At 55.2% G+C, this 20,446-nt stretch carries 16 protein-coding genes and 2 tRNA genes; 3 read left to right on the top strand and 15 right to left on the bottom strand.

Features of this window, described 5'->3' with window-relative positions; genetic code table 11:
- Positions 1-90 precede the first annotated feature (90 nt).
- Positions 91-2,712 (top strand): valine--tRNA ligase, encoded by a 2,622-nt coding sequence (gene valS, locus L6990_RS10495; protein WP_237204076.1) that lies wholly within the window; start codon positions 91-93, stop codon positions 2,710-2,712.
- Positions 2,713-2,851: 139 nt separating this feature from the next.
- A complete protein-coding gene (locus L6990_RS10500) occupies positions 2,852-4,297 on the top strand; it encodes an LssY C-terminal domain-containing protein (protein ID WP_237204077.1) in 1,446 nt (481 codons plus the stop codon).
- 263 nt (positions 4,298-4,560) lie between these two features.
- Here the strand turns inward: L6990_RS10500 and L6990_RS10505 are convergent, their stop codons facing one another.
- The 10 genes from L6990_RS10505 to L6990_RS10550 form a co-directional block, all read right to left on the bottom strand.
- Positions 4,561-5,184 carry a mycothiol-dependent nitroreductase Rv2466c family protein gene (locus L6990_RS10505; RefSeq protein ID WP_272879285.1) on the bottom strand — a complete coding sequence of 208 codons (624 nt, stop codon included), beginning with the start codon at positions 5,182-5,184 and terminating at the stop codon, positions 4,561-4,563.
- A gap of 17 nt (positions 5,185-5,201) precedes the next feature.
- Complete coding sequence (gene clpX, locus L6990_RS10510; RefSeq protein WP_237204079.1) at positions 5,202-6,488, bottom strand: ATP-dependent Clp protease ATP-binding subunit ClpX; 1,287 nt, start codon at positions 6,486-6,488, stop codon at positions 5,202-5,204.
- Between the two features lie 234 nt (positions 6,489-6,722).
- Complete coding sequence (locus tag L6990_RS10515) at positions 6,723-7,400, bottom strand: ATP-dependent Clp protease proteolytic subunit (RefSeq protein WP_237204080.1); 678 nt, start codon at positions 7,398-7,400, stop codon at positions 6,723-6,725.
- Between the two features lie 32 nt (positions 7,401-7,432).
- Positions 7,433-8,056, bottom strand: coding sequence for an ATP-dependent Clp protease proteolytic subunit (locus L6990_RS10520; RefSeq protein ID WP_272879286.1), 624 nt, complete (start codon positions 8,054-8,056; stop codon positions 7,433-7,435).
- Positions 8,057-8,239: 183 nt separating this feature from the next.
- Positions 8,240-8,995, bottom strand: a complete 756-nt coding sequence (locus tag L6990_RS10525) for an iron ABC transporter ATP-binding protein (RefSeq protein ID WP_237204081.1) — start codon at positions 8,993-8,995, stop codon at positions 8,240-8,242.
- On the bottom strand, positions 8,992-10,056 hold the full coding sequence (locus L6990_RS10530) for an iron chelate uptake ABC transporter family permease subunit (RefSeq protein WP_237204082.1): 1,065 nt from the start codon (positions 10,054-10,056) through the stop codon (positions 8,992-8,994). Before L6990_RS10530 ends, L6990_RS10525 begins: the two co-directional genes overlap by 4 nt.
- Positions 10,049-11,035 carry an ABC transporter permease gene (locus tag L6990_RS10535; RefSeq protein ID WP_237204083.1) on the bottom strand — a complete coding sequence of 329 codons (987 nt, stop codon included), beginning with the start codon at positions 11,033-11,035 and terminating at the stop codon, positions 10,049-10,051. Before L6990_RS10535 ends, L6990_RS10530 begins: the two co-directional genes overlap by 8 nt.
- 73 nt (positions 11,036-11,108) lie before the next feature.
- Positions 11,109-12,116 carry a siderophore ABC transporter substrate-binding protein gene (locus tag L6990_RS10540; RefSeq protein ID WP_237204084.1) on the bottom strand — a complete coding sequence of 336 codons (1,008 nt, stop codon included), beginning with the start codon at positions 12,114-12,116 and terminating at the stop codon, positions 11,109-11,111.
- 217 nt (positions 12,117-12,333) lie between these two features.
- Positions 12,334-13,641 carry a trigger factor gene (gene tig, locus L6990_RS10545; protein ID WP_237204085.1) on the bottom strand — a complete coding sequence of 436 codons (1,308 nt, stop codon included), beginning with the start codon at positions 13,639-13,641 and terminating at the stop codon, positions 12,334-12,336.
- A 119-nt stretch (positions 13,642-13,760) separates the two neighbouring features.
- Positions 13,761-13,835, bottom strand: a tRNA-Pro gene (locus L6990_RS10550).
- Positions 13,836-14,023: 188 nt separating this feature from the next.
- Between L6990_RS10550 and L6990_RS10555 the strand changes: the two genes are divergently transcribed.
- Positions 14,024-14,097: transfer RNA gene (locus L6990_RS10555), tRNA-Gly, on the top strand.
- A gap of 102 nt (positions 14,098-14,199) precedes the next feature.
- Here the strand turns inward: L6990_RS10555 and L6990_RS10560 are convergent.
- The 5 genes from L6990_RS10560 to L6990_RS10580 are packed head-to-tail and all read right to left on the bottom strand — an operon-like array spanning position 14,200 to position 20,393.
- Positions 14,200-15,432, bottom strand: coding sequence for an alkylhydroperoxidase domain protein (locus L6990_RS10560; protein WP_237204086.1), 1,233 nt, complete (start codon positions 15,430-15,432; stop codon positions 14,200-14,202).
- Between the two features lie 25 nt (positions 15,433-15,457).
- Positions 15,458-17,020 (bottom strand): dipeptide ABC transporter ATP-binding protein, encoded by a 1,563-nt coding sequence (locus L6990_RS10565; RefSeq protein WP_237204087.1) that lies wholly within the window; start codon positions 17,018-17,020, stop codon positions 15,458-15,460.
- Positions 17,017-17,820, bottom strand: coding sequence for an ABC transporter permease (locus tag L6990_RS10570; protein ID WP_237204088.1), 804 nt, complete (start codon positions 17,818-17,820; stop codon positions 17,017-17,019). Before L6990_RS10570 ends, L6990_RS10565 begins: the two co-directional genes overlap by 4 nt.
- Positions 17,817-18,758, bottom strand: coding sequence for an ABC transporter permease (locus L6990_RS10575; protein ID WP_237204089.1), 942 nt, complete (start codon positions 18,756-18,758; stop codon positions 17,817-17,819). Before L6990_RS10575 ends, L6990_RS10570 begins: the two co-directional genes overlap by 4 nt.
- A 6-nt stretch (positions 18,759-18,764) precedes the next feature.
- On the bottom strand, positions 18,765-20,393 hold the full coding sequence (locus L6990_RS10580) for a TIGR04028 family ABC transporter substrate-binding protein (RefSeq protein WP_237204090.1): 1,629 nt from the start codon (positions 20,391-20,393) through the stop codon (positions 18,765-18,767).
- Positions 20,394-20,446: the final 53 nt, after the last annotated feature.

Below are 20,446 nucleotides of genomic sequence, written 5' to 3' on the forward strand. Positions count from 1 at the left end.
ACGGTAGGTAATCTCTGACCTCTATCCTACTGCTCACAGAAGCCCTCTGCCCGGGTGCATGCTGGGGCGAGACATGAGAGAATGGACAGCATGGCTGAAATCAACCAGGGCACAGACACGCCCGTAGAAATCAATGTCCCCGCTAAGCCCGGCCTTGAAGGCCTTGAAGCAAAGTTCACTCAGAACTGGGCTGCGCACTCAACCTACGCGTTTGATGAGAACACCACGCGCGAGCAGGTCTACTCCATCGACACTCCGCCGCCCACCGCGTCCGGCTCACTGCACGTTGGTCACATGTTCTCTTACACCCAGACCGACGTCATTGCCCGCTACCAGCGAATGAAGGGCAAGAACGTCTTCTACCCTCTGGGTTGGGACGATAACGGCCTACCCACCGAGCGACGCGTGCAGAACTACTACGGGGTGCTTTGCGACCCCGCAGTTCCCTACGACCCCGATTTCACAGCGCCCGAAAAGCCCGCTAAGAACCAGCGTGACTGGCCGCGCATTTCCCGCCAGAACTTCATCGAACTCTGTGAAATTCTCGCAGTAGAAGACGAAAAGGTCTTCGAGCAGCTCTTCACAACCCTGGGTCTGTCCGTTGACTGGTCACGCACCTACCGCACCATTGACGCCCACTCCCGCAAGGTCTCCCAGTTGGCCTTCCTCAACGACCTCGCCAGCGGCGACGCCTACATGGCTGAGGCACCCACCATGTGGGATGTCACCTTCCGTACCGCTGTTGCCCAGGCTGAGCTTGAGGACAAGGAACGCCCCGGCGCCTACCACCGTATCTCCTTCCACCGTGAAAACGGTGAGAAGGTTTGGATTGAGACCACCCGCCCTGAACTGCTGCCCTCCTGTGTGGCTCTGGTAGCCCATCCCGATGACGAGCGCTACCAGCCTCTCTTTGGCACTAAGGTGACCTCTCCCCTCTTCGGTGTTGAGGTTGAAATCAAAGCGCACCCCCTGGCACAGCCCGATAAGGGCGCCGGTATCGCCATGATTTGTACCTTTGGCGATACCACCGACGTCACCTGGTGGCGCGAACTGCAGCTGGACACCCGCGCTCTCATTGGCCGCGACGGCCGTTTCTCATCTGAGACCCCCGAGTGGATCACCAGCGAAGAAGGCCGCGAGCGCTACGCGCGTATGGCAGGCGCTACTGTATTCACCGCGCAGAAGACCGTGGTTGAGATGCTGGTCGAAACCGGTGAGATGGAGGGTGAGCCCAAGACTATCACCCACCCCGTGAAGTTCTATGAGAAGGGTGATAAGCCCCTTGAGATTGTGGCTTCCCGGCAGTGGTATATCCGCAATGGTGGCCGCGATGCAGACCGTCGCGACGCCCTGGTGGCTCGCGGTCAGCAGATGACCTGGCACCCGGCCTTCATGCGCTCGCGCTACGAGAACTGGGTTGAGGGTCTGAACGGTGACTGGCTCATTTCCCGCCAGCGCTTCTTCGGTGTACCCTTCCCCGTCTGGTACGCACTGGACGCAGAGGGCGAGCCTGATTACGACTCTCCCCTCCTGCCCACCGAGGACATGCTCCCCGTTGACCCTGCGTCCCAGGCTGCCCCCGGTTTCACCGAGGATCAGCGTGGTGTACCCGGCGGCTTTATCGCTGACCCGGACGTCCTGGACACCTGGGCTACCTCGTCACTGACCCCGCAGATTGCTACCGGCTGGGCCGTTGATGAGAAGTTGCACGAGGTCACCTTCCCCATGGATCTGCGCCCCCAGGGTCACGACATCATCCGCACCTGGCTCTTCTCGACTGTAGTTCGCTCAAACTCTTTGGAGAACACCGTTCCCTGGACCAACACCGCCCTGTCGGGGTGGATCCTGGACCCGGACCGCAAGAAGATGTCCAAGTCCAAGGGCAACGTGGTAGTGCCTAATGACGTCCTTGAAAAGTACGGTTCGGACGCGGTTCGCTACTGGGCCGCCTCAGCTAAGCTGGGTGCCGATACCGCCTACGACGAAGCTCAGATGAAGATTGGCCGCCGCCTGGCGATTAAGCTCCTCAACGCTTCCAAGTTTGTTCTGGGTCTGGGTGCTACCGCTGATTCAGTGCTCACCAGCCCCGAGCAGGCATCGGCAGTTATCAATGAGCTGGATCTATCCCTACTGGCGCGCCTCAACACCCTCGTTGAGAGCGCTAGCCAGGCTTTTGAGAACTACGAGTACGCCCGTGCTCTGCAAATCTCAGAGACCTTCTTCTGGCACTTTACCGATGACTTCGTTGAGCTCATCAAGGATCGTGCTTACGGCAACGTGGGTGAAGACCAGCAGGCCTCCGTCCTAACGGCCCTCGCAACGACCCTTGATGCTATGCTGCGTCTCTTCGCGCCCTTCCTCCCCTTCGTCACCGACGAAATTTGGAGTTGGTGGCGTGCAGGTTCGGTCCACCGCGCGCCCTGGCCCACTACCGAAGGCTACGCAGGGCTGGCAGCAGAGGCCGATGCTGAGGTGCTGCCCACCGTTGCAACCGCCCTGAGCGGTCTGCGCAAGGCAAAGAGCGAGGCTCAGGTCAAACAGCGTACCGAGGTTGAAAGTGCTGTCATCACCGCCCGCGCCGCTGATGTCGCCCGCTTGTCCACAGGTTTGAACGACCTCAAGGCTGCCGGCAATGCCCGCCACATCACCCTGGTCGAGGGTGAGGGCGAGCTGTCCGTCTCTGACGTTATCCTAGTGGAAGACGCCGAGTAGGCGATTCTCCGCCTCGTGGTAGGTGCCCCGGTTATCTCCCTGTGATAACCGGGGCACCTTTTATTAAGGGTTAGCCCGAAGGAAGCCCCGGTAGAATGGAGTGAACCCTGACGATCAAGCTCGACCCTTGAGGAGTAGCGTGCCCACCACCCGGCGTCCCTTCGATTCTGGCTACCCCGTCTACCGCGGTGGAACTGACAGCAACCCCAGCGGTCTTCTGCACCCCTTCACTCAGGCTAGCCGCCGCGTTGATGGAAGCTGGCTAGATCGTTTCTTCTTTGTCTTCGCTGGAGTTGCCGCTGTGTGGCTAGCCATTGTGGCTCTGGTGGACGCAGTGCAACACAGTTGGTGGGGAATCTTCCTGGCGCTAGTGTTCTGGGGTATCGCCGCCTACATGACCCTGCCTCGGCTACACAGAATCCTTACCACCCTTTACGTGCCTAACTACTTTATTGGTCGTACCCGCACCAACGACGGTTTGCTGGGCGATCCGGTTAATCTTGCCCTGCAGGGCGAATCAGTGGATGTGCATCGCGCTATGAAAAACGCCGGCTGGCATAAGGCTGAACCAGTAACACTGGCATCTTCTTGGCGGATTATTATCAACACGATCCGCCGCCGCCCCTACCCTACAGCTCCAGTCTCGCCTCTTTTTCTTTTCAACCGCAAAGAGGATTTCGCATACCAGCAGGAAGTAGATGGCTCCCCCAGTAAGCGCCACCATATTAGGTTTTGGAAGACCCCTGCAGATTGGAAGCTTCCAGGTGGTGCTGAGGTTGACTGGCTTGCTGCCGCTACCTACGATCGGTCTGTCGGCCTCTCCCTCTTCACTTTCCAGGTTACGCACAAGATTGATGCCGACACCGATAAAGAACGTGACTACGTAGTCGATACCGTGCGCTACTGCAATCAAAGTAGCACCGAACTTGAAGTCATCAAAGATTTTTCAACCGGCTACCACTCCCGCAATGGGGGCGGAGATAATATCATCACCGATGGGCATTTACCCATTCTTGATGTCCACGATGTTGTTGAAGAGGCCATGGAAATCCATGATCATCACGAGGAATCCAGGTATTCCTATCATCGCACTCCGTGGGAACTAGCTGAGCAGGCCCCGCTTAGCGTCTGGGTGGCGGCTGCCTGCGTAGGCGTCCTGGCGCTGATTCAGCTGGGCTTGGGTCTACTAAATCTCCCAGCGCACACGGCTACCGTGCACGATTTATTCACCAATCAAGAGATTGCTGCTGCTGATTTTACAGATCAATATGCGGGGATAACGCTCATTGGAGCGTTGGTGACTCTAGCGATAGTGCAGGTTATTCTTTCGGCTGCCGTGATTCGCGGTCGACGCCGCGCTCGTAAGGTTCTCTTAGCTCTACTGAGCGTTTCTTTCGTCATTAATGCCATTACCGTTTTCACCGGCCAGGCTTCTGTCAGTACGCTCTACGCCGTCTACGTTCTGATGGCGGTCCACGTTTTTGCGCTCATTGAGTTCACCGACGACGGAGCAGTCAATTACACGCACAACGCCACCGAAACCCGGCGTGGCCGACGCCAGCAGAAGGCAATCAGCGGCAGCTAACAGCCTGAGGCAGAGTAACCCGCAATATCAGCTGTCCAAGCCTGGGTAACCAGCTGCTCAAGTATTTCACGGTCAACTTTAGCGAGATTGGCGAGATAAACGCAGGAAGTCCCGAACCTGTGGCGGCCCAAAGCGCCTACCAGTTCTTCAAAGTTGGGTGCAGACGGTTAGCCCGTAGAGAGTGAGGGCAGCACCCATCAGCTGATCTGGCGCTTGAGCTTGCGGCAGGCTGTCTGGGTCATGCGAAAGAGCCATTGAAACTTCTACTTCTGGTTGAAAATGGGGCCTACGTTGCGGGGGCGCTTAATTTCGTAGAAACCGGGGTACCCGGCCAGAGTGACGGCTGCATCGAAGACCTTGCCAGCTTCTTCACCGGTGGGTGCCGGGCTCATGACTGGCCCAAAGAAAGTTACCCCGTTAATGCTCATTAGGGGGACGCCGATATCGTCGCCACCAGCAGCGTCCAGCCCCTCACGGGTCGAGGCGCGCATCTGCTCGTCATATTCTTCGGTGAAGGCAACCTGGCTTAACTCTGCTGGAAGACCGACAGCTGCTAAAGCTGCGTCAATAGCCTTCTCAAAGTAGGTGCCTTCCTTGTTCTTCTGGTGATGAATTTGCTCGCCCAGTGCAGTGTATAGTTCGTCCAACTTTTCTTGGCCGTACTGCTCCGCCACGGCGGTTGATACACGTGCTGGGCCCCAGGTGTTATCAACGTGCTTGCGGTAGCCGGGGTCAAGATCTCTGCCCTCATTGAGAACAGCGAGTGAGAAGGGGTGCCACCTCACCGAAATATCACGGAGCTTCTCCACATCCTTAATCCAGCGGCTGGTCATCCAGCACCAGGGGCAGGTGGGATCAAACCAAAAATCAACAGTATTCTGAGCCATAAATTCTTCTTTCATGCTTAGGCAGATTTTTTCTCAACATCTTTTTCGACCACCAGAATGGGGTCCTTCTCTCCCAGCACCACCGCTTCATCGATGATGACAGCGGTGACATCCTGACGGCTGGGAATATCAAACATGACTGGCTGCAAGAGGTTCTCCATAATGGAACGCAGTCCGCGAGCGCCAGTATCCCTTGCAGTTGCCTGACGAGCGATAGCCTCAATGGCGGCGTCCTCAAAAATCAGCTCAACGTCATCGAGGGCAAACATGCGCCTGTACTGCTTGGCCAGTGCGTTCTTGGGTTTAGTCAGAATGGCCACCAGGTCTTCTTCTGACAGTTTGCCTAGGGTGGCAAGTACCGGGAGGCGGCCAATGAATTCTGGGATAAGCCCAAACTTAAGGAGATCCTCGGGCATCAGCTTAGTGAGGATGTCTGAATCCTTGGAGGCTTGTTCGATGGAAGCTCCAAAGCCAATGCCCTTGCGGCCGACGCGTCCGCCTACTATCTCTTCGATACCGGCAAAAGCGCCAGCCACGATAAAGAGAATATTTGACGTATTAATGCGCAGGAGCTCTTGTTGTGGGTGCTTACGGCCACCCTGGGGCGGCACAGAAGCCTCGGTGCCTTCAAGAATTTTCAGCAGCGCCTGCTGCACGCCCTCACCTGAAACGTCACGAGTGATAGAGGGATTATCTGCCTTACGCGAGATTTTATCGATCTCATCGATGTAGATAATGCCACGCTGGGCTTTTTCAATATCACCGTCAGCAGCCTGGATGAGTTTAAGAAGAATGTTCTCGACGTCCTCACCTACATAGCCTGCTTCCGTCAAGGAGGTCGCATCGGCGACAGCAAAGGGAACATCAAGTTTTTTAGCCAGGGTCTGAGCCAGGTAGGTCTTACCTGAGCCGGTAGGGCCAACTAAGAGAATATTAGACTTAGCGATTTCAACATCTTCACCTTCAGTGGCAAGGATTTCTTGCGCATCAAAGGCAGGGGCACTCTGGGCGCGGATTCGCTTGTAGTGGTTGTAGACAGCTACAGATAAGGCCCTCTTCGCAGCCTCTTGCCCAATGACGTATTCCTGCAGGTGATCAAAAATTTCGCGGGGGGTAGGCAACTCTACCGTGGTACCTAGGTCTTTGACCTCGGCCAGCTCTTCTTCGAGGATTTCGTTGCACAGTTCAATGCACTCATCGCAGATGTAGATATTTGGGCCAGCGATGAGCTTTCGCACCTGTCGCTGGTTCTTACCGCAAAATGAGCATTTAGGAAGTGTCGCACTGTCGCCGAGACGCGCCATCGAACTCCGCCTTTCCTCGTGAATACCACTCCTAATCTACCTCTTAATGGGCATAGACCCAAGATTGCTGACACCGTTGCAACATTACGTTTAGGTGAAGCCGCTTGAATAACCTGATAGCTCAAAACAAATAGGTTTTGCACTTAGCGCGAAAAGGACGCCGCCTACCGGTTACCCGACCAAAGCTGGTGGGTGCGGTAGGCGGCGTCAAAAGCCACTGAAATCTATGAGTTCTTAATCGTGCTTCTTGGCGGTGTTGAAGGTGGGCTTCACTGCCTTACGGGATTCGAGCACCTGGTCTACGATGCCAAACTCCTTAGCCGCTGAAGCGGTGAGGATGTGGTCGCGCTCAATAATCTTGTCAACCTCTTCAAAGGTCTTGTGGGAGTGCAGTGCCAGAGTTTCTGAGGTCCACTCACGCATGCGCATCACTTCATTGGCGTGAATTTCAATGTCAGACGCCTGGCCACCCTGCTGACCTGAAAGAGCGGGCTGGTGAATGAGCACGCGAGCGTTAGGCAGCGCTAAACGCTTACCGGGGGTACCGGCAGCTAGCAGAACTGACGCCGCAGAAGCAGCCTGCCCCAGGCAAACGGTCTGGATTTCAGGGCGGATGTACTGCATGGTGTCGTAAATAGCGGTCATCGCGGTGAAGGAGCCACCCGGTGAGTTGATGTAGAGGGTGATATCGCGGTCTGGGTCCTGTGACTCCAGAACCAGCAGCTGGGCCATAATGTCGTCAGCTGAAGCGTCGTCCACCTGTACACCCAAGAAGATAATGCGGTCTTCAAACAGCTTTGCGTAGGGATCCTGGCGCTTGTAGCCGTAGGGTGTGCGCTCTTCAAAGTTGGGCAACACGTAACGGTCGGTGGGCATACCGGCAGGCGCGGTAGATGAGGGAAGGTGAATCATTGGTGTTCTCCTGTAAAAACCAAAGTTGCCGGTTACTGATCGGTTGCGCTGGTAGCGGGGCCAATGCGGTCAAGAATCTTGTCGAAGAAGCCGTATTCCAGGCCCTCTTCGGCAGTGAACCAGTTGTCGCGGTCATTATCGCGCAGGATGGTCTCTAGGCTCTGACCGGTGCGCTCAGCAGTAATCTGTGAAAGACGCTTCTTCATGTCAAGAATGAGCTGGGCCTGAGTACGGATATCAGAAGCGGTACCGCCGATGCCACCTGAGGGCTGGTGCATGAGGATGCGGGCGTTAGGGGTTGAGTAGCGCTTACCGGGAGCTCCTGCGGTCAGCAAGAACTGGCCCATGGAGGCAGCCATACCGGTAACCACGGTGACTACGTCGTTGGGGATCAGCTGCATGGTGTCGTAGATCGCCATGCCAGCGGTGACTGAACCACCGGGTGAGTTGATGTAGAGGTAGATATCAGCTTCGGGATCTTCTGCCGAAAGCAAGAGGAGCTGTGAACAGATGCGGTTGGCATTATCGTCACGCACCTCTGATCCCAGCCAGATAATGCGTTCCTTGAGCAAACGGTTATAGACGTAATCGTCCTGGCCACCCATGGGGGTTTCCATCACCGGTGCCTGCGTCGCTGCGGGAAGGTTGAATGACATACAGTCAGCTCCTCAATCGGGTCAGGTGCCGGGTGGGCACCAAAGATTTTCTTGACATTCAGGTTATCGCTAAAAACGCCGGCTCGATGGGTAAAAGGGCCTCAGTTCGCTGATGGCATGTAGCGGCACCTTTTGTGACCGCTCTGCGCGAACAAACAAGCCCAGCGACATCCTGCGTCCCCTCTAGTGGTAGCAGGCGATGGGGCCGCTGGGGCCCTGGATCACCTCGATTTCGGTGTTGAAGATTTCGGTCAGTAAGTCCGGTTGCATGATTTCTTCAACCGTGCCAAAGGCAGCTAGTTTGCCGTCCTTAATGGCGCAGATGTGGTCGGCGTAGCGTGCGGCAAAGTTAATATCATGAAGTACCACGATGATGGTTCTGCCAAATTCTCTGGCGGCTGCCTGCAGGTGCTTCATCATTTGCACCGAGTGAGAGATATCGAGGTTATTGAGCGGTTCATCCAGCAGTACGTATTCGGTTTCCTGGCAGAGCACCATGGCTACGTAGGCACGTTGACGCTGACCTCCCGAGAGCTCTTCTAAGTAGCGGTGCTCTAGTTGGGTGAGGTTAAGGAAGTCGATGTAGCGGGAAATGATGTCTTCGTCCTGCCGGGTTAGACGTCCTTTGCTGTAGGGGAAGCGACCAAACCCTACGAGCTGACGGACCGTGAGTTTGGTGACGTAGTGATTTTCCTGCCGCAGGATGGAGAGCACCTTAGCCAGGTCTTTTGATTTAGTGGAGGCGATGTCGAAAGAGCCGACGATGATGGTGCCAGTTTCAATTTCAAGGAGGCGGCCCATCATGGTGAGCAGGGTAGATTTGCCAGCGCCGTTGGGGCCCACCAGGGCAGTGATACCCCCGGCCGGGATGCTGAGATCAACGGGCCCGATGCTGGTTTCTGATGAGTAGGATTTGGCGACCTGCTCGAGGGTAATCACAGTTTGCCCTTTCTGAGGATGATGATGAGGAAGGCGATACCGCCGACCAGTTCGATGATGATACCTACAACGCCCTGGGCTGAGAAGATGTGGTTCATGATGAAGTAAGCAGCTGCCAGGGTGGCGAAGGCCAGCAGTACAGACATGGGGAAAAGATAACGGTGATCAAAGGTGTCTGCAGCCTGGTAGGTCATCGTAGCTACGAGGAAACCCAGGAAAGTGAGGGGGCCAACGAGGGCTGTAGAAACTGCCATGAGCACAGCGACCAGGACGAGAACCAGAATTGCTTGGCGGCGGTAGGAAATGCCGAGATTAGTTGCGGCAGGGGCACCTAGACTCAGGGCATTGAGGGTGCGTGATTTTGCCCAGAGAATCAGGACGCTGATCAACACCAGTGGAATAGCGATGGGGTAATACTCGGGTTCAGCATTATTAACCGAAGCAAAAAGGCGGGCAGTGAGCACATCGAATTCGCTGGGGGTTAGCATACGCTGCATGAAGGTTGATACCGAGCCAAGCCCGCCTCCAATAACAACCCCCACCAGAAGCATGACGTGCATATTGGCGTGTTTGCCGGTCAGCAGCCAGGAGTAGAGCAACAGGCTGAGGGCTACCATCATGACGATTTGGAAGATGAAGGTGTCCAGCGTCCGAGCAGCAACCAGCCCTGTAACCCCTGCAAAGTAGACAGTTGCTGTGTGAATGGCAGTGTAGAGAGCCTGGAAGCCCAGGATGCCCGGAGTGATGATGCGGTTGTTGGTCACCGTCTGAAAGGCAATGGTTGCTACTGCCTGGCAGACGGCGGCTATTCCCATGGCAATCAGTGCGTTGCCGCGACGCTCGGCAATCAACCACCATTTAAGGCTCCCCGTTTCAAAAGGGTTTTTATAGGCGAGTAAACCAAAGCCAGCAAGTACAGCAATGACCCCAAGTACGGCCAGAATAATCCAGTAGCGGCGAGCAGCACCGAGGGTTCTGAAGGCACCAGCACTGCGGTAGGACTTGGGCGCTGATAAAGATCGGACGGCTAGCAAGCGGCTCGTGTCAGGTTTCTTATACACGGCGGCGCCCCCTCATAATCAGGAAGATAAAGACCAGTGCACCGACAATGCCCAAGATGACAGAGACAGGCATCTCAAAGGGTGCGATGATGAGACGGCCAATGAGATCGCAGACAGTCACCACACCTACGCCGGTCAGCGCCACCCAGGGGAGGTTGGAACGCAGGTCGTCCCCGCGAAAGATACTGACCATATTGGGCACGATAAGCCCGAGGAAAGGCAGGGAACCGACAACAACCGTCACCACCCCGGTGGCTACCGCAATGAGCACGGTACCAATCAGCATGATTCGGGCATAGTTGAGCCCGACGTTGGTGGCAAATTCTTCACCTAGCCCGGCAACCGTCAGCCGGTCCGCATACCAAAAGATAACCGCTACCACGGCAAGAACTACCCACAAGACCTCGTACTGCCCGCGGATTACCGAGGTAAAGCTGCCGGCGAACCAAACGCCCAGGTTCTGCAATAGGTTGGTCTGCAAGGCAAAGAAGGTTGAGACCGAGCTGACCACCGCCCCCAGCATGATTCCCACAATCGGCACGATGAGAGAGGAGCGTAGCGATACCCTACGTAAAAATAGGAAGAAGACCATAGAACCAATAAAGGCAAAGAAAACAGCTGCCACCATCTGTTGCAAGACCGTGGACGCAGGGAAGAAAAATAGCATAAAAAGCAGCCCCAGCCCTGCCCATTCGGTGGTGCCAGTGGTAGTCGGCTCCACGAATTTATTTTGAGTCAGCATCTGCATGACTAACCCGCTCATAGCCATAGCTGCCCCTGCCAGAACCAGCGCAATCGTGCGCGGTATACGGGTATTGGCAAACATCTGGGATCCATCGGACTTCCCAAAAATGTCATACTCCCCCGTCAGTAGGGAAGCTGCGAGCAGAGCAAGAACGACCAGTAGGCCAATCAGCAATTTGGTATCAAAAAGTGGCGCTCGGGTGCTTTTAGCTCGGCTGCTAGTTATCGTCGTCATAAATGCCTCAAGGAGTCACCCCGCACACTCAGTGGGGGTGACTCCTTTTTCTTGGGTCTAGGGCTGAAACTGCCTACTGGGCCGCTTCAAGCTTATCTGCGATATCGTTGAGGATCTCGGTGTAGGTGATGATTGATTCGTTGGTGTAGGTGTCCTTAGGCGCATACTGCAAATTACCCTTGCTGACCGCTGTCACGTTAGCAAGTGCAGCATTCTTGGCAATCACATCAGCTGCAGGTTCAGCGTTTTCGATGCTGCTCACCCCGGCGTCACGGTCCAGCACAAAGAGCCAGTCCGGGTTGGCCTCAGCGATAGCTTCAACAGAGATGTCATCCCCCTGGTGGTTATCACTGGAATCAGCTACTTCAAGAGCTGGCTTGAGGTCGAGGAGGTCAAAAATTGGGCCGTAGGTGCGTCCCTTACCGGGGGCGATGAAACCGATTTCTCCACCGGAAACATTGACTGCCATGACGGTTGATTCGCCGTCATACGCGTCCTTGGCGCGCTTAAGAGCAGCATCAAAATCAGCAATCAGCTGCTCAGCTTCAGCCTGCTTGCCAAAAACTTCACCCAGAGTAGTGACCTGACGCTTAAGTTCAGCATCCAGAGGCTCACCCTCTCGGGGCTCTAGCTCAACAATAGCCGCCTGAGGGTTGAGAGTTTTGATGTCTTCGTAGTGGTCGGTAAAACGCTGACCGTTGATAATAAGATCCGGCTCTTCAGCAGCCAGCAATTCAAGATTAGGCTCGCGGTGAGTGCCGATGTCGGTAATATCTGCGTTCTTTTTATAGTTTTCAACCGTTGAAGGAATAAGGGGAACCGGAGCAGCTACAAGGTCAATACCCCAGGCATCAAGCACTTCGAAAGTCCTGTTGTCGGTGGAAGCCACTTTTTGCACGGGCTGAGACACAGTTACCTCACCGTAATTGTCGGTAACGGTGATCTCCTGAGCGGTTTGAGCTGAAGAACTTGCAGAAGTATCAGCCGACGATTCGGAAGAAGCGGTATTGGCGCCGCAGCCAGCCAGCGCCAGTGCTAGAACTGTGGTGACAGCAATGAGAGAGAAAGGATTCTGCTTCACGTAGGTTTCCTTGTGGTATTTTATCAGGATCAGGCCCACTTAATCATCGAAGTAAGCTACACCTTACCCTACAAGTAAGGTAGACCTATTTCAAATATAAAGCCCTCTTTATGTCACATTTTTGTAACCTAATCCATTATCGCACCAACTTAACGAAAAAACGCCCCCACCCGATTTCTCGGTGGGGGCGTTTTCTTGTTAGCTTGAAGCGCTAAGACTACTCAGCTGAAGCAGCCTCTTCGTTCTGACCCAGGAATGAGGTCAGGTCAACAGCCTTGCCGTCAGCGTCCTTAACCTCAGCCTTGGCGAGAACTGCAGCCAGAGCCTTTGAACGGCGAACCTCGCCGACGATCATGCCGGACTGGCCGGAACCATCCAGCATCTGAGCGAACTGGTTGGGGTCCATGCCGTACTGCTGTGACATGGTGATGATGTAGTCGATAAGCTCTGACTGCTCAACGGATACATCTTCCTTCTCAGCAATAGCATCGAGGATGATTTCGTTCTTGAAAGCCGCGATGGTGTTTTCACGAACCTCAGCGCGGTGCTCTTCGCTGTCGTGGTCATCCTCTGAACCGGGAGCGCTGAAGTGCTGCTCCACCTGCTCATCAATAACCTTCTCAGGCACTGGAATCTCAACAAGCTCAACCAGAGCTTCCAGAACCTTGTCGCGTGCCTCTGAGCCCTGCTCAGCAACCTTTGACTCTGCGGCCTGCTTAGCCAAATCAGCCTTCAACTCGTCGATGGTGTCGAACTCTGATGCCAGCTGAGCGAAGTCGTCGTCTGCCTCGGGCAATTCACGTTCCTTAACGGCGGTGACCTTAACCTTGACGGTTGCTTCCTCGCCGGCGTGCTCGCCGCCAGCCAGCTTGGTGGTGAAGGTAGCGTCTTCGTCAGCGGAGAGACCCAGAACAGCTTCATCCAGGCCATCCAGCATGGTGCCCGAGCCTACCTGGTAGGACAGGTCGTTAGCAGCGTCAACCTCTTCACCGTCAATTTCAGCAGCAATGTTGATGGTCAGGAAGTCGTCGTTAGCGGCAGGGCGCTCAATGGTCTTGAGGGTGCCGAAGCGACCGCGCAGGGCATCCAGTGCCTGCTTTTCGTCGTCCTCTGAAACCTCTACGTTTGCAACCTCAACCTTGATACCTTCATAGGAGGGCAGCTCAATTTCGGGCCGAACGGTAACCTCGATAGCCAGCTTGAGGTCAGCTTCGCGAGCGTCCTCTTCAGGCTTGGAAATGATGTCCAGCTCAGGCTGAGCCAAGGGGGTCAGGTCATTCTCGGCCAGAGCCTGTGAGTAGTAGCTGTTCAGTGCCTCGTTCAGTGCGTTTTCAACGATGAAATCGAAGCCTGCACGCTGCTCGATGAGAGCCTTGGGGGTCTTGCCCTTACGGAAGCCGGGAACATTAATCTGTCCTGCCAGGGTCTTGTAAGCGCGGTCAAGGTAAGGCTTGAACTCAGCGAAGGGGACCTCGACCTCAATCTTTGCGAGGGTCGGGTTGATCTTCTCGACGGCAGTCTTCACGTCCGTTGATCTCCTGATAATTGATGGGACCACAGCTCGGGTTTGAGCGGTGATATATCTTGGTTTGCGGGAATAAAGCAAAAGACCCGCCGTTTCCGGCGGGTCTCGCGTTATTCACGTCGGGGTGACAGGATTCGAACCTGCGATCTCCTGCTCCCAAAGCAGGCGCGCTAGCCAAGCTACGCCACACCCCGTTTTGCACGGAAGCAAATATGAGTTTACCTGTTCACCGCAGTTTTACCTAACCCAGGTTTTGGTTATGCTCTCAGCGTGTCTTCCAATCGGTCAATCACGCCCCTTAAACCAACACCATCAGCATTTGACATGTAGCCCAAATGCGTGTTTACTTGAACAAGTCCTTCAAGGACATAACTAAATATTCGGGGATGTAGCTTAATGGTAAAGCCTCAGTCTTCCAAACTGATTACGCGGGTTCGATTCCCGTCATCCCCTCCACCTAAGACCCGGTAGCTGTAACGCGTACCGGGTCTTTTTGCCTTGTAGAACAACGCGCTTGAGCGGTAGGCGAAGATGCACCCCTACAGCTAGAGGGGGCACCTAGTGGTTTCGGAAACGGCGCGGTACTTCTGCGGCACCCAAAGATAGCATCAGCCGGTTAGCCCAGTTAAAGAAGGCAGCAGCGTTAATGATGTCAATCATATCACCGGTCTCAAGCCCTAATGCCTTCAGCTGATGCACATGGCGCTGCCCGAAATCGATGGGGGTGCGAGTCAGTGCAACGGTAGTATCACGGATAGCATTCCAGGTATCTGACCCCAGATCAGCTCCAACACCCTGGTCCAGCAGCCGCTCTACGTCAGCAACCCTACCTGTTGATTCTTCGAGGGTACGAGCCGAATGAACAGAAGCGCAATAGATGCAACCGTTGAGCCGGGAAGCAACAGTCGCAGCAAGCTCCCGCTCAGCCCGCCCAATTCCGGTGTCAATGTTGTAAAAGATATCGAGGTCGGTCAAGGTTCGTGCTTTGAGCGCTTGAGGGTCCCTGGCTAATAGCCTGAAATAGGCTGATTTAGCCCGTTCCGGAAGAATCATGGCCTCCAGGTGCGCTTCCGTCAGTTCCTCTTCGCCCAGAATCGGCACCCAGGGTTTCCAGCCCAATGAATGGTGTACAAAGTGGCTAGGTTCCACCAGGTGGGGGTAGGTCAGCACCTCATACACTCCCCCAGTTAGTGCCGTGGGTGCGCTACCCTCATCACTGGCCACGGTAATAGCAGGTGCAGTGGAGGCAGGGGCCGGTAACGGCGCAGTCTCTCGCCCGTCCAGCACGACTAGCCCGTGCACCACTCGCAGCTGAAAGGCCAGAAAAGAAACCAACTGAGCCACAGTAACGGTCTCGTCTTCAGTAAAAACCTTGGCCAAAGCCGCTAGCCGCTCCGGGGTGCTATCAACAGGGTTAAAGACGAGGAAGTGGGAGAAATCTAGTGCAGCTACCAGTCGCTGGCCGAGAGCATCGGCATGAGGTAGGGTTGCGGCTGAGAACCATCGTGCCTGCCCCTGCTCTGCCGGTCCGCTACCCCAGGTGTTCAAACCGGCAGCTACAGCCTCAGCCACAGGTTGCATCAGGCCTGGGTTTTCATCGCCTAGAAGATCAAAATAAAATTCAGCTACTGGGGACCGGTGCAGACCAGCAACAAATGCTGCGACAGCGTAGCGTTCTGGCAGCTCTCCCTCCAAAAGTGCCTCAAAACTAAGTTGGGCATTGTCTTTTGCCTGGAGCCGATCATTGCGTTCAGCCAGGTCTGTGCCTGATAAGAAGTTAATAATATCCATTTTGTATCCTCTTAGCAGTTGCTTCTTAGAGCCCCAGGTTGTAGTTGCCGTGACGATAGCTAGCACCTGGGATTGCCCCGAGTAAGGTGCGGGTGAAGTCTGACTGAGGGTTGGTAAAGACGTGGGCGGTCTCTCCGTGCTCTACCTGCCGCCCCCGGCTCATCACCGTCACGGTATCCGATATTTGACGCACCACAGCTAAATCGTGGGAAATAAAGAGGTAGGTCAGTCCAAGCTCTTGCTGAAGCTTTTCAAGCAAGCGCAGGATTTGTGCCTGAACGGTTACATCCAGCGCTGAAACCGCTTCATCCAATACCACCACATCGGGTTCAAGAATAAGCGCTCTGGCAATTGCAACTCGCTGGCGTTGCCCACCTGAAAGTTCCCGCGGACGACGGTTGGCTAGCTCGGGGCTCAACGAGACAAGTTCTAGATAGTCCTGAACCCTTTGTTGGATTTGCTTCTTCGTAAGATTAGTAAAATTCACCAGCCCCTCGCCAATGGCCTTACCTATAGTCTGCCGCGGGTTCAGTGATGAGTAGGGGTTTTGGTATACCATCTGCACTTTTTGGCGGAGGGCACGAGAGGGTTTTAGCTTCACGCCATCCAGGGTAATCTGCCCTGAGGACGGTGTGAGCAAGCCAGCAATGGCTCGGGCCGCTGTCGTTTTACCCGAACCTGATTCCCCTACAATAGCGTGGGTGCTCCCCCGGGTAACCTCGAAGCTCAAACCTTCTAAAGCGGTAAAGTTGCCATAGACCTGCCCCAGATTTTCGACGCTGAGTATGATCTCCTCTTCTCTAGTAGAGGGTCTAAGAGGAGCCTGTGAGCCGGTGGCTAGTGAGGGAGCATCGGCAAGTAGCCGCTGGGTATAGGGCTGCCGCGGGTTGGCTAAGACATGAGCTGCAAGACCTTCTTCAACGACTGCTCCCTGTTGCATGACGACGATGCGGTGGGCTCTGTCCCCAGCAACCGCCAAATCATGGGTGATCAGTAGAATTCCGATGCCCAGCTCTTCACGCATCTGGTCTAGAAGATCAAGGATTACCTTCTGCACGGTCACATCGAGGGCACTGGTTGGTTCATCGGCGATCAACAGATCTGGCTCGAGAGCGAGTGCCGCTGCGATGAGGACGCGCTGGTTCATGCCACCCGATAACTCATGGGGGTACTGCTTGTAGCGTATTTCGGGTTGATCAATACCCACCTTTTCAAGCAGTCTTAACACTTTAGATTTCACATGAGCATGGCCGTGAATTCTCAGACCTTCAGCCACGGATTCACCGATGGTTTTGGTGGGGTTGAGGGAGTTTGTTGGGTCTTGGGGAATCAGCCCTACCCTTTTCCCCCTCATAACAGGTGTCACGGGCTGGTCGGTGAGTGTAATGGCACCTGCTGATACTGAAGCGTTATCTGGCAGCAAGCCGATGATTGCCAGGGCGCTGGTTGATTTACCGGAGCCAGATTCCCCCACAATCGCGGTGGTTTGGCCGCGTTCTACGGTCAGATTAATTCCGTGAACAGCCTGAACTGTACCCGATGAGGTGGTGTAGCTGACGTTGAGGTCGGTAACGTTGAGTAGGCTCATGCTTGCCCCTCCTGATTAATGATGTGGCTGATATGGTTTGCAGCTAGCACAACGGCAACGATGACAGCACCGGGTAGCAGGGTCAGCCACCAGCTGGTGGCGAGGTAGGCGCGGGAGTCTGCAATGAGTAGCCCCCATTCCGGAGTGGGCGGCGGGGTGCCGTAGCCCAGAAACCCTAGAGTTGCCAGTTGAAGCAGGGCCGAGGCGAATTGCAGGGCAACCAGAGCCAGAACCGGGGTTAGGGAGTTGGGCAGGACATGCCTGATGAGGACGGCGGTGCGGGTGGAACCTACTCCATAGGCTGCTTCAACGTAGTCGCTTGAGACCACGGACAGCACCTGGGAGCGCACCAGCCGTGCGAACATTGCAATGGAGGTAACACCTACAGCGATGGCTGCGTTCATGGTGCCGAAACCGAGCAGGATGAGGACGGCAAGGCTCAGGAGCAAAGATGGGATGGAGAGCAGAACGTCTACTGTTCGCATGATAATTGTCTCTGCTTTACCGCGTAAGGTGCCTGCAATGACACCAAGGAAGGTACCGATGATGAGGCCAACGAGGACGGCGACTAGAGCGCCGAGCAGTGAGTTGCGCGCTCCATAGATCACCCTGGTATAGAGGTCTCTACCCACGGAGTCTGTGCCAAACCAGTGGGTGGCGCTGGGTGCTAGCAGGGCTCGATCATCACCGATAATGGGGTCCCCCTGCGTGAAGAGCCCCGGGGCTAGTGCCCACAGGATGGCTGTCGCCAAAATAAGGTAAGCAAGAAGTGCTGTGGGTTTGGTGTAGGCAGTTTTCATGAGTTTGCCTTACTGCGCAGTCGGGGGTCGAGGACCGGGTAGAGCAGATCGACGATGAGATTAATGATGATGTAGGCGGTAGCTGCGGTGACAACTACTGCGAGCAGGACAGGGGTGTCTCGGTTAGCAACAGCTTGCACGGTAAGGTTTCCTAGCCCGGCGCGTCCAAAGACGGCTTCAGTGACCACGGCCCCGCTGACCAGTTCGCCAAAAAGAACCCCGGCGATGGTGATAGCGGGCATCATGGCATTGCGTAGCACATCGCGGAAGAAGATCCACCGTTCGCTAGCTCCCCTGGCTCGGATAACCTGCACGAAGGGTTGGGGGTACACTTCATCGATGCTGCGGACCAGCACTTGGGCAAGCGGGGCTGAGATGGGAACGGCTAGGGTGAGCACGGGCAGAATAAGGTCCTGTATGTTGCTTGCACCGTAGACAGGTACCCAGCCGAGCTGGAAGGAGATCATCTGAATGAGCACGATACCGATGAGGAAACTGGGGATTGAACTCATGAAGGCCGGAAGTGCTCTGACCGTGCGCCTGAGCCAGCCCAGTCCAGGCAACGTCGAGGCAAATGCAATGCAAAAAGCTAGCACTATGGACGCAGCGAAGGCTAAGAAAGCCAGAGTTAGGGTACCTGGCAGTGCTGATTTCATCAGATTGCTGACCGTGGTGCCTGAATTAACAGAGTATCCAAAGTTACCCGTCAAAAAATTGGCCAGCGTCATAAAGTACTGAATAATCAGGGGTTGATCTAGGCCGTAGGATTCCCTAATCTGGGAAACTTCAGCCTCTGACAAACCAAGTTCAGGGTTGGAGTAACGGGTAGTGACCGCATCTCCGGGTAATGCTGTGAGCAGGATGAAGGCAAGGGTGAATGCTGCCAGCAAAACCAGTATCGCTTGCCCTACCCTCAGTAATACTTGTGTGCTTTTCATTGGTTTTTAGCTTTCAATTCTTACGCTGTAAAAAGAGGGGCGGCCGATGGGGTCAGTCATGAAATCTTTGACCGCGGGTTGAAGACCGAAGACCTGGGGTTCTTCGAAGATAGGGATGCTGTACGCCTTATCGATGAGCAGCTGCTGTATCTTGGCTGAGTTGGCGGCTCTTTCTTCGTCGCTGGCAGCCTGGGCTACGGCAAAAGTGAGGTCTTCAAGTTCCTGATCGCCGATGGTCTGCGTATCTGGGTTGAGGTTGAGCAGGGTGTCCCGGTTTTCTGAGCAGTACTGGCTTTTGATGACGTCGTAATCCGCGCGTCCTACCATGGATGAGTTGATCTGGATGATGTTGTGATCCAGAGTCGCTGCACTTTGGGCTGACCTGTCACCGGGGAAGATGTTGATTTCTATGCCTATCCGCCGCAACTGTTCTTGAATGACCGTTGATTGCTCCCTATTGCGGGGCTGGACGGGGCTCCAATTGACGGTGAGGGACAGTCTGTTGCCGCCCTTGGTGCGGATGCCGTCCTCTCCAGGTACCCACCCGGCGTCATCCAGTAGCCGCTGGGCCTCGGTAGGGTCATAACGGTAGGCCTCGCTGTGGTCCACGTAGCCCAGCGCGGTGGACGCCAGCGGGCCAGTCGCCATCTTGTAGCGGGGCGAGAAGAGGGTGGTGAGTATGTGCTGGCGGTCAATTCCATAGCCGATGGCACGGCGCACCCGAATGTCAGAAAGTAGCGGGTGCTGAAACCGCAGGTCCCAGGAGTTATTGACGCCGTTGGTTGCTGCCGCCACGATTTTCAGCCCCTGGTCAAGCAGGTGGTCTTCGACCGGCGCCTCAATCTGCCGTGCAATATGGGCCTGGTTAGCGATGAGGGCACCAACCCGCACCGAGTCTTCACTCGCAAGGGCAATGGTGATCCGGTCTAGATTAGCTCTGCCTTGATGCTCAAGGATAGGCGGTGCCCAGGCGTAATCGCCCCGTGCTTCTAGAACCAGTTCGGTACCAAGCTTTTCATCCGTGATGACAAAGGGGCCAGATGCAATAATCTCCGTAGCATTTCCCGGCCCGAACCCAGTGTTATCTAGCTCCAAAGTAGCGTCAGACAGTAGCCCTGCGTTCATAGAGCTAGTTGCTTGCGGAAAACCTAGGGCAGGTTTTTCAAAGTAGAACTTGACGGTATAGTCATCGAGCACTTCACTGCGGAGGTAACCCGTAATTTGTTCAGAAACTGTGAGTTTTCGGTTCTTATCCCCCAGGCCAAACAGGTCAAAGTTACGAGCAACGTTGCGGGCATCGAGTCTGCTTCCATCAGAGTGGGTCACTCCCCGGCGCAGCCTGAACGTGAATTCGGTGCCGTCTTGGTTGATTTCGGGTAGTTCTTCAGCAATCCAGGGGTGTAGTTGCTTGGTTTCAGGGTGCTGATAGAGCAGCCGGTCCGCGATATTATTCATGACCCCACCATTAGGGTAGAAGCCAACCGACGGCGGGTAGAGGGAGGTGAAAAAGGCAGATTCGAGGTAGGTTAAGGAGGTGTCAGAAACAGGTTCAGAACCGTCAGCTGCGCAGCCGGCAGCCCCTAAAATGCCACCTGCTGATACAAGGGTTACAAATTGTCGCCGGGTAAAAGCCACGGGTGATTTCCTTCAATATTGGCCAGAGTTGCGAACTATTACGCCCCTCTAAC

The organism is Rothia endophytica (assembly GCF_928381505.1).
Taxonomy (GTDB): Bacteria; Actinomycetota; Actinomycetes; order Actinomycetales; family Micrococcaceae; genus Rothia; species Rothia endophytica_A.

Excerpts from the sequence above, each read along its gene's own strand:
- L6990_RS10505 (WP_272879285.1), bottom strand. The coding sequence starts at position 5,184 with ATGGCTCAGAATACTGTTGATTTTTGGTTTGATCCCACCTGCCCCTGG.
- L6990_RS10535 (WP_237204083.1), bottom strand. The coding sequence starts at position 11,035 with ATGACGACGATAACTAGCAGCCGAGCTAAAAGCACCCGAGCGCCACTT.
- L6990_RS10560 (WP_237204086.1), bottom strand. The coding sequence starts at position 15,432 with ATGGATATTATTAACTTCTTATCAGGCACAGACCTGGCTGAACGCAAT.
- L6990_RS10520 (WP_272879286.1), bottom strand. The coding sequence starts at position 8,056 with ATGTCATTCAACCTTCCCGCAGCGACGCAGGCACCGGTGATGGAAACC.
- valS (WP_237204076.1), top strand. The coding sequence starts at position 91 with ATGGCTGAAATCAACCAGGGCACAGACACGCCCGTAGAAATCAATGTC.
- clpX (WP_237204079.1), bottom strand. The coding sequence starts at position 6,488 with ATGGCGCGTCTCGGCGACAGTGCGACACTTCCTAAATGCTCATTTTGC.
- L6990_RS10515 (WP_237204080.1), bottom strand. The coding sequence starts at position 7,400 with ATGATTCACCTTCCCTCATCTACCGCGCCTGCCGGTATGCCCACCGAC.
- L6990_RS10575 (WP_237204089.1), bottom strand. The coding sequence starts at position 18,758 with ATGAAAAGCACACAAGTATTACTGAGGGTAGGGCAAGCGATACTGGTT.
- L6990_RS10565 (WP_237204087.1), bottom strand. The coding sequence starts at position 17,020 with ATGAGCCTACTCAACGTTACCGACCTCAACGTCAGCTACACCACCTCA.
- L6990_RS10570 (WP_237204088.1), bottom strand. The coding sequence starts at position 17,820 with ATGAAAACTGCCTACACCAAACCCACAGCACTTCTTGCTTACCTTATT.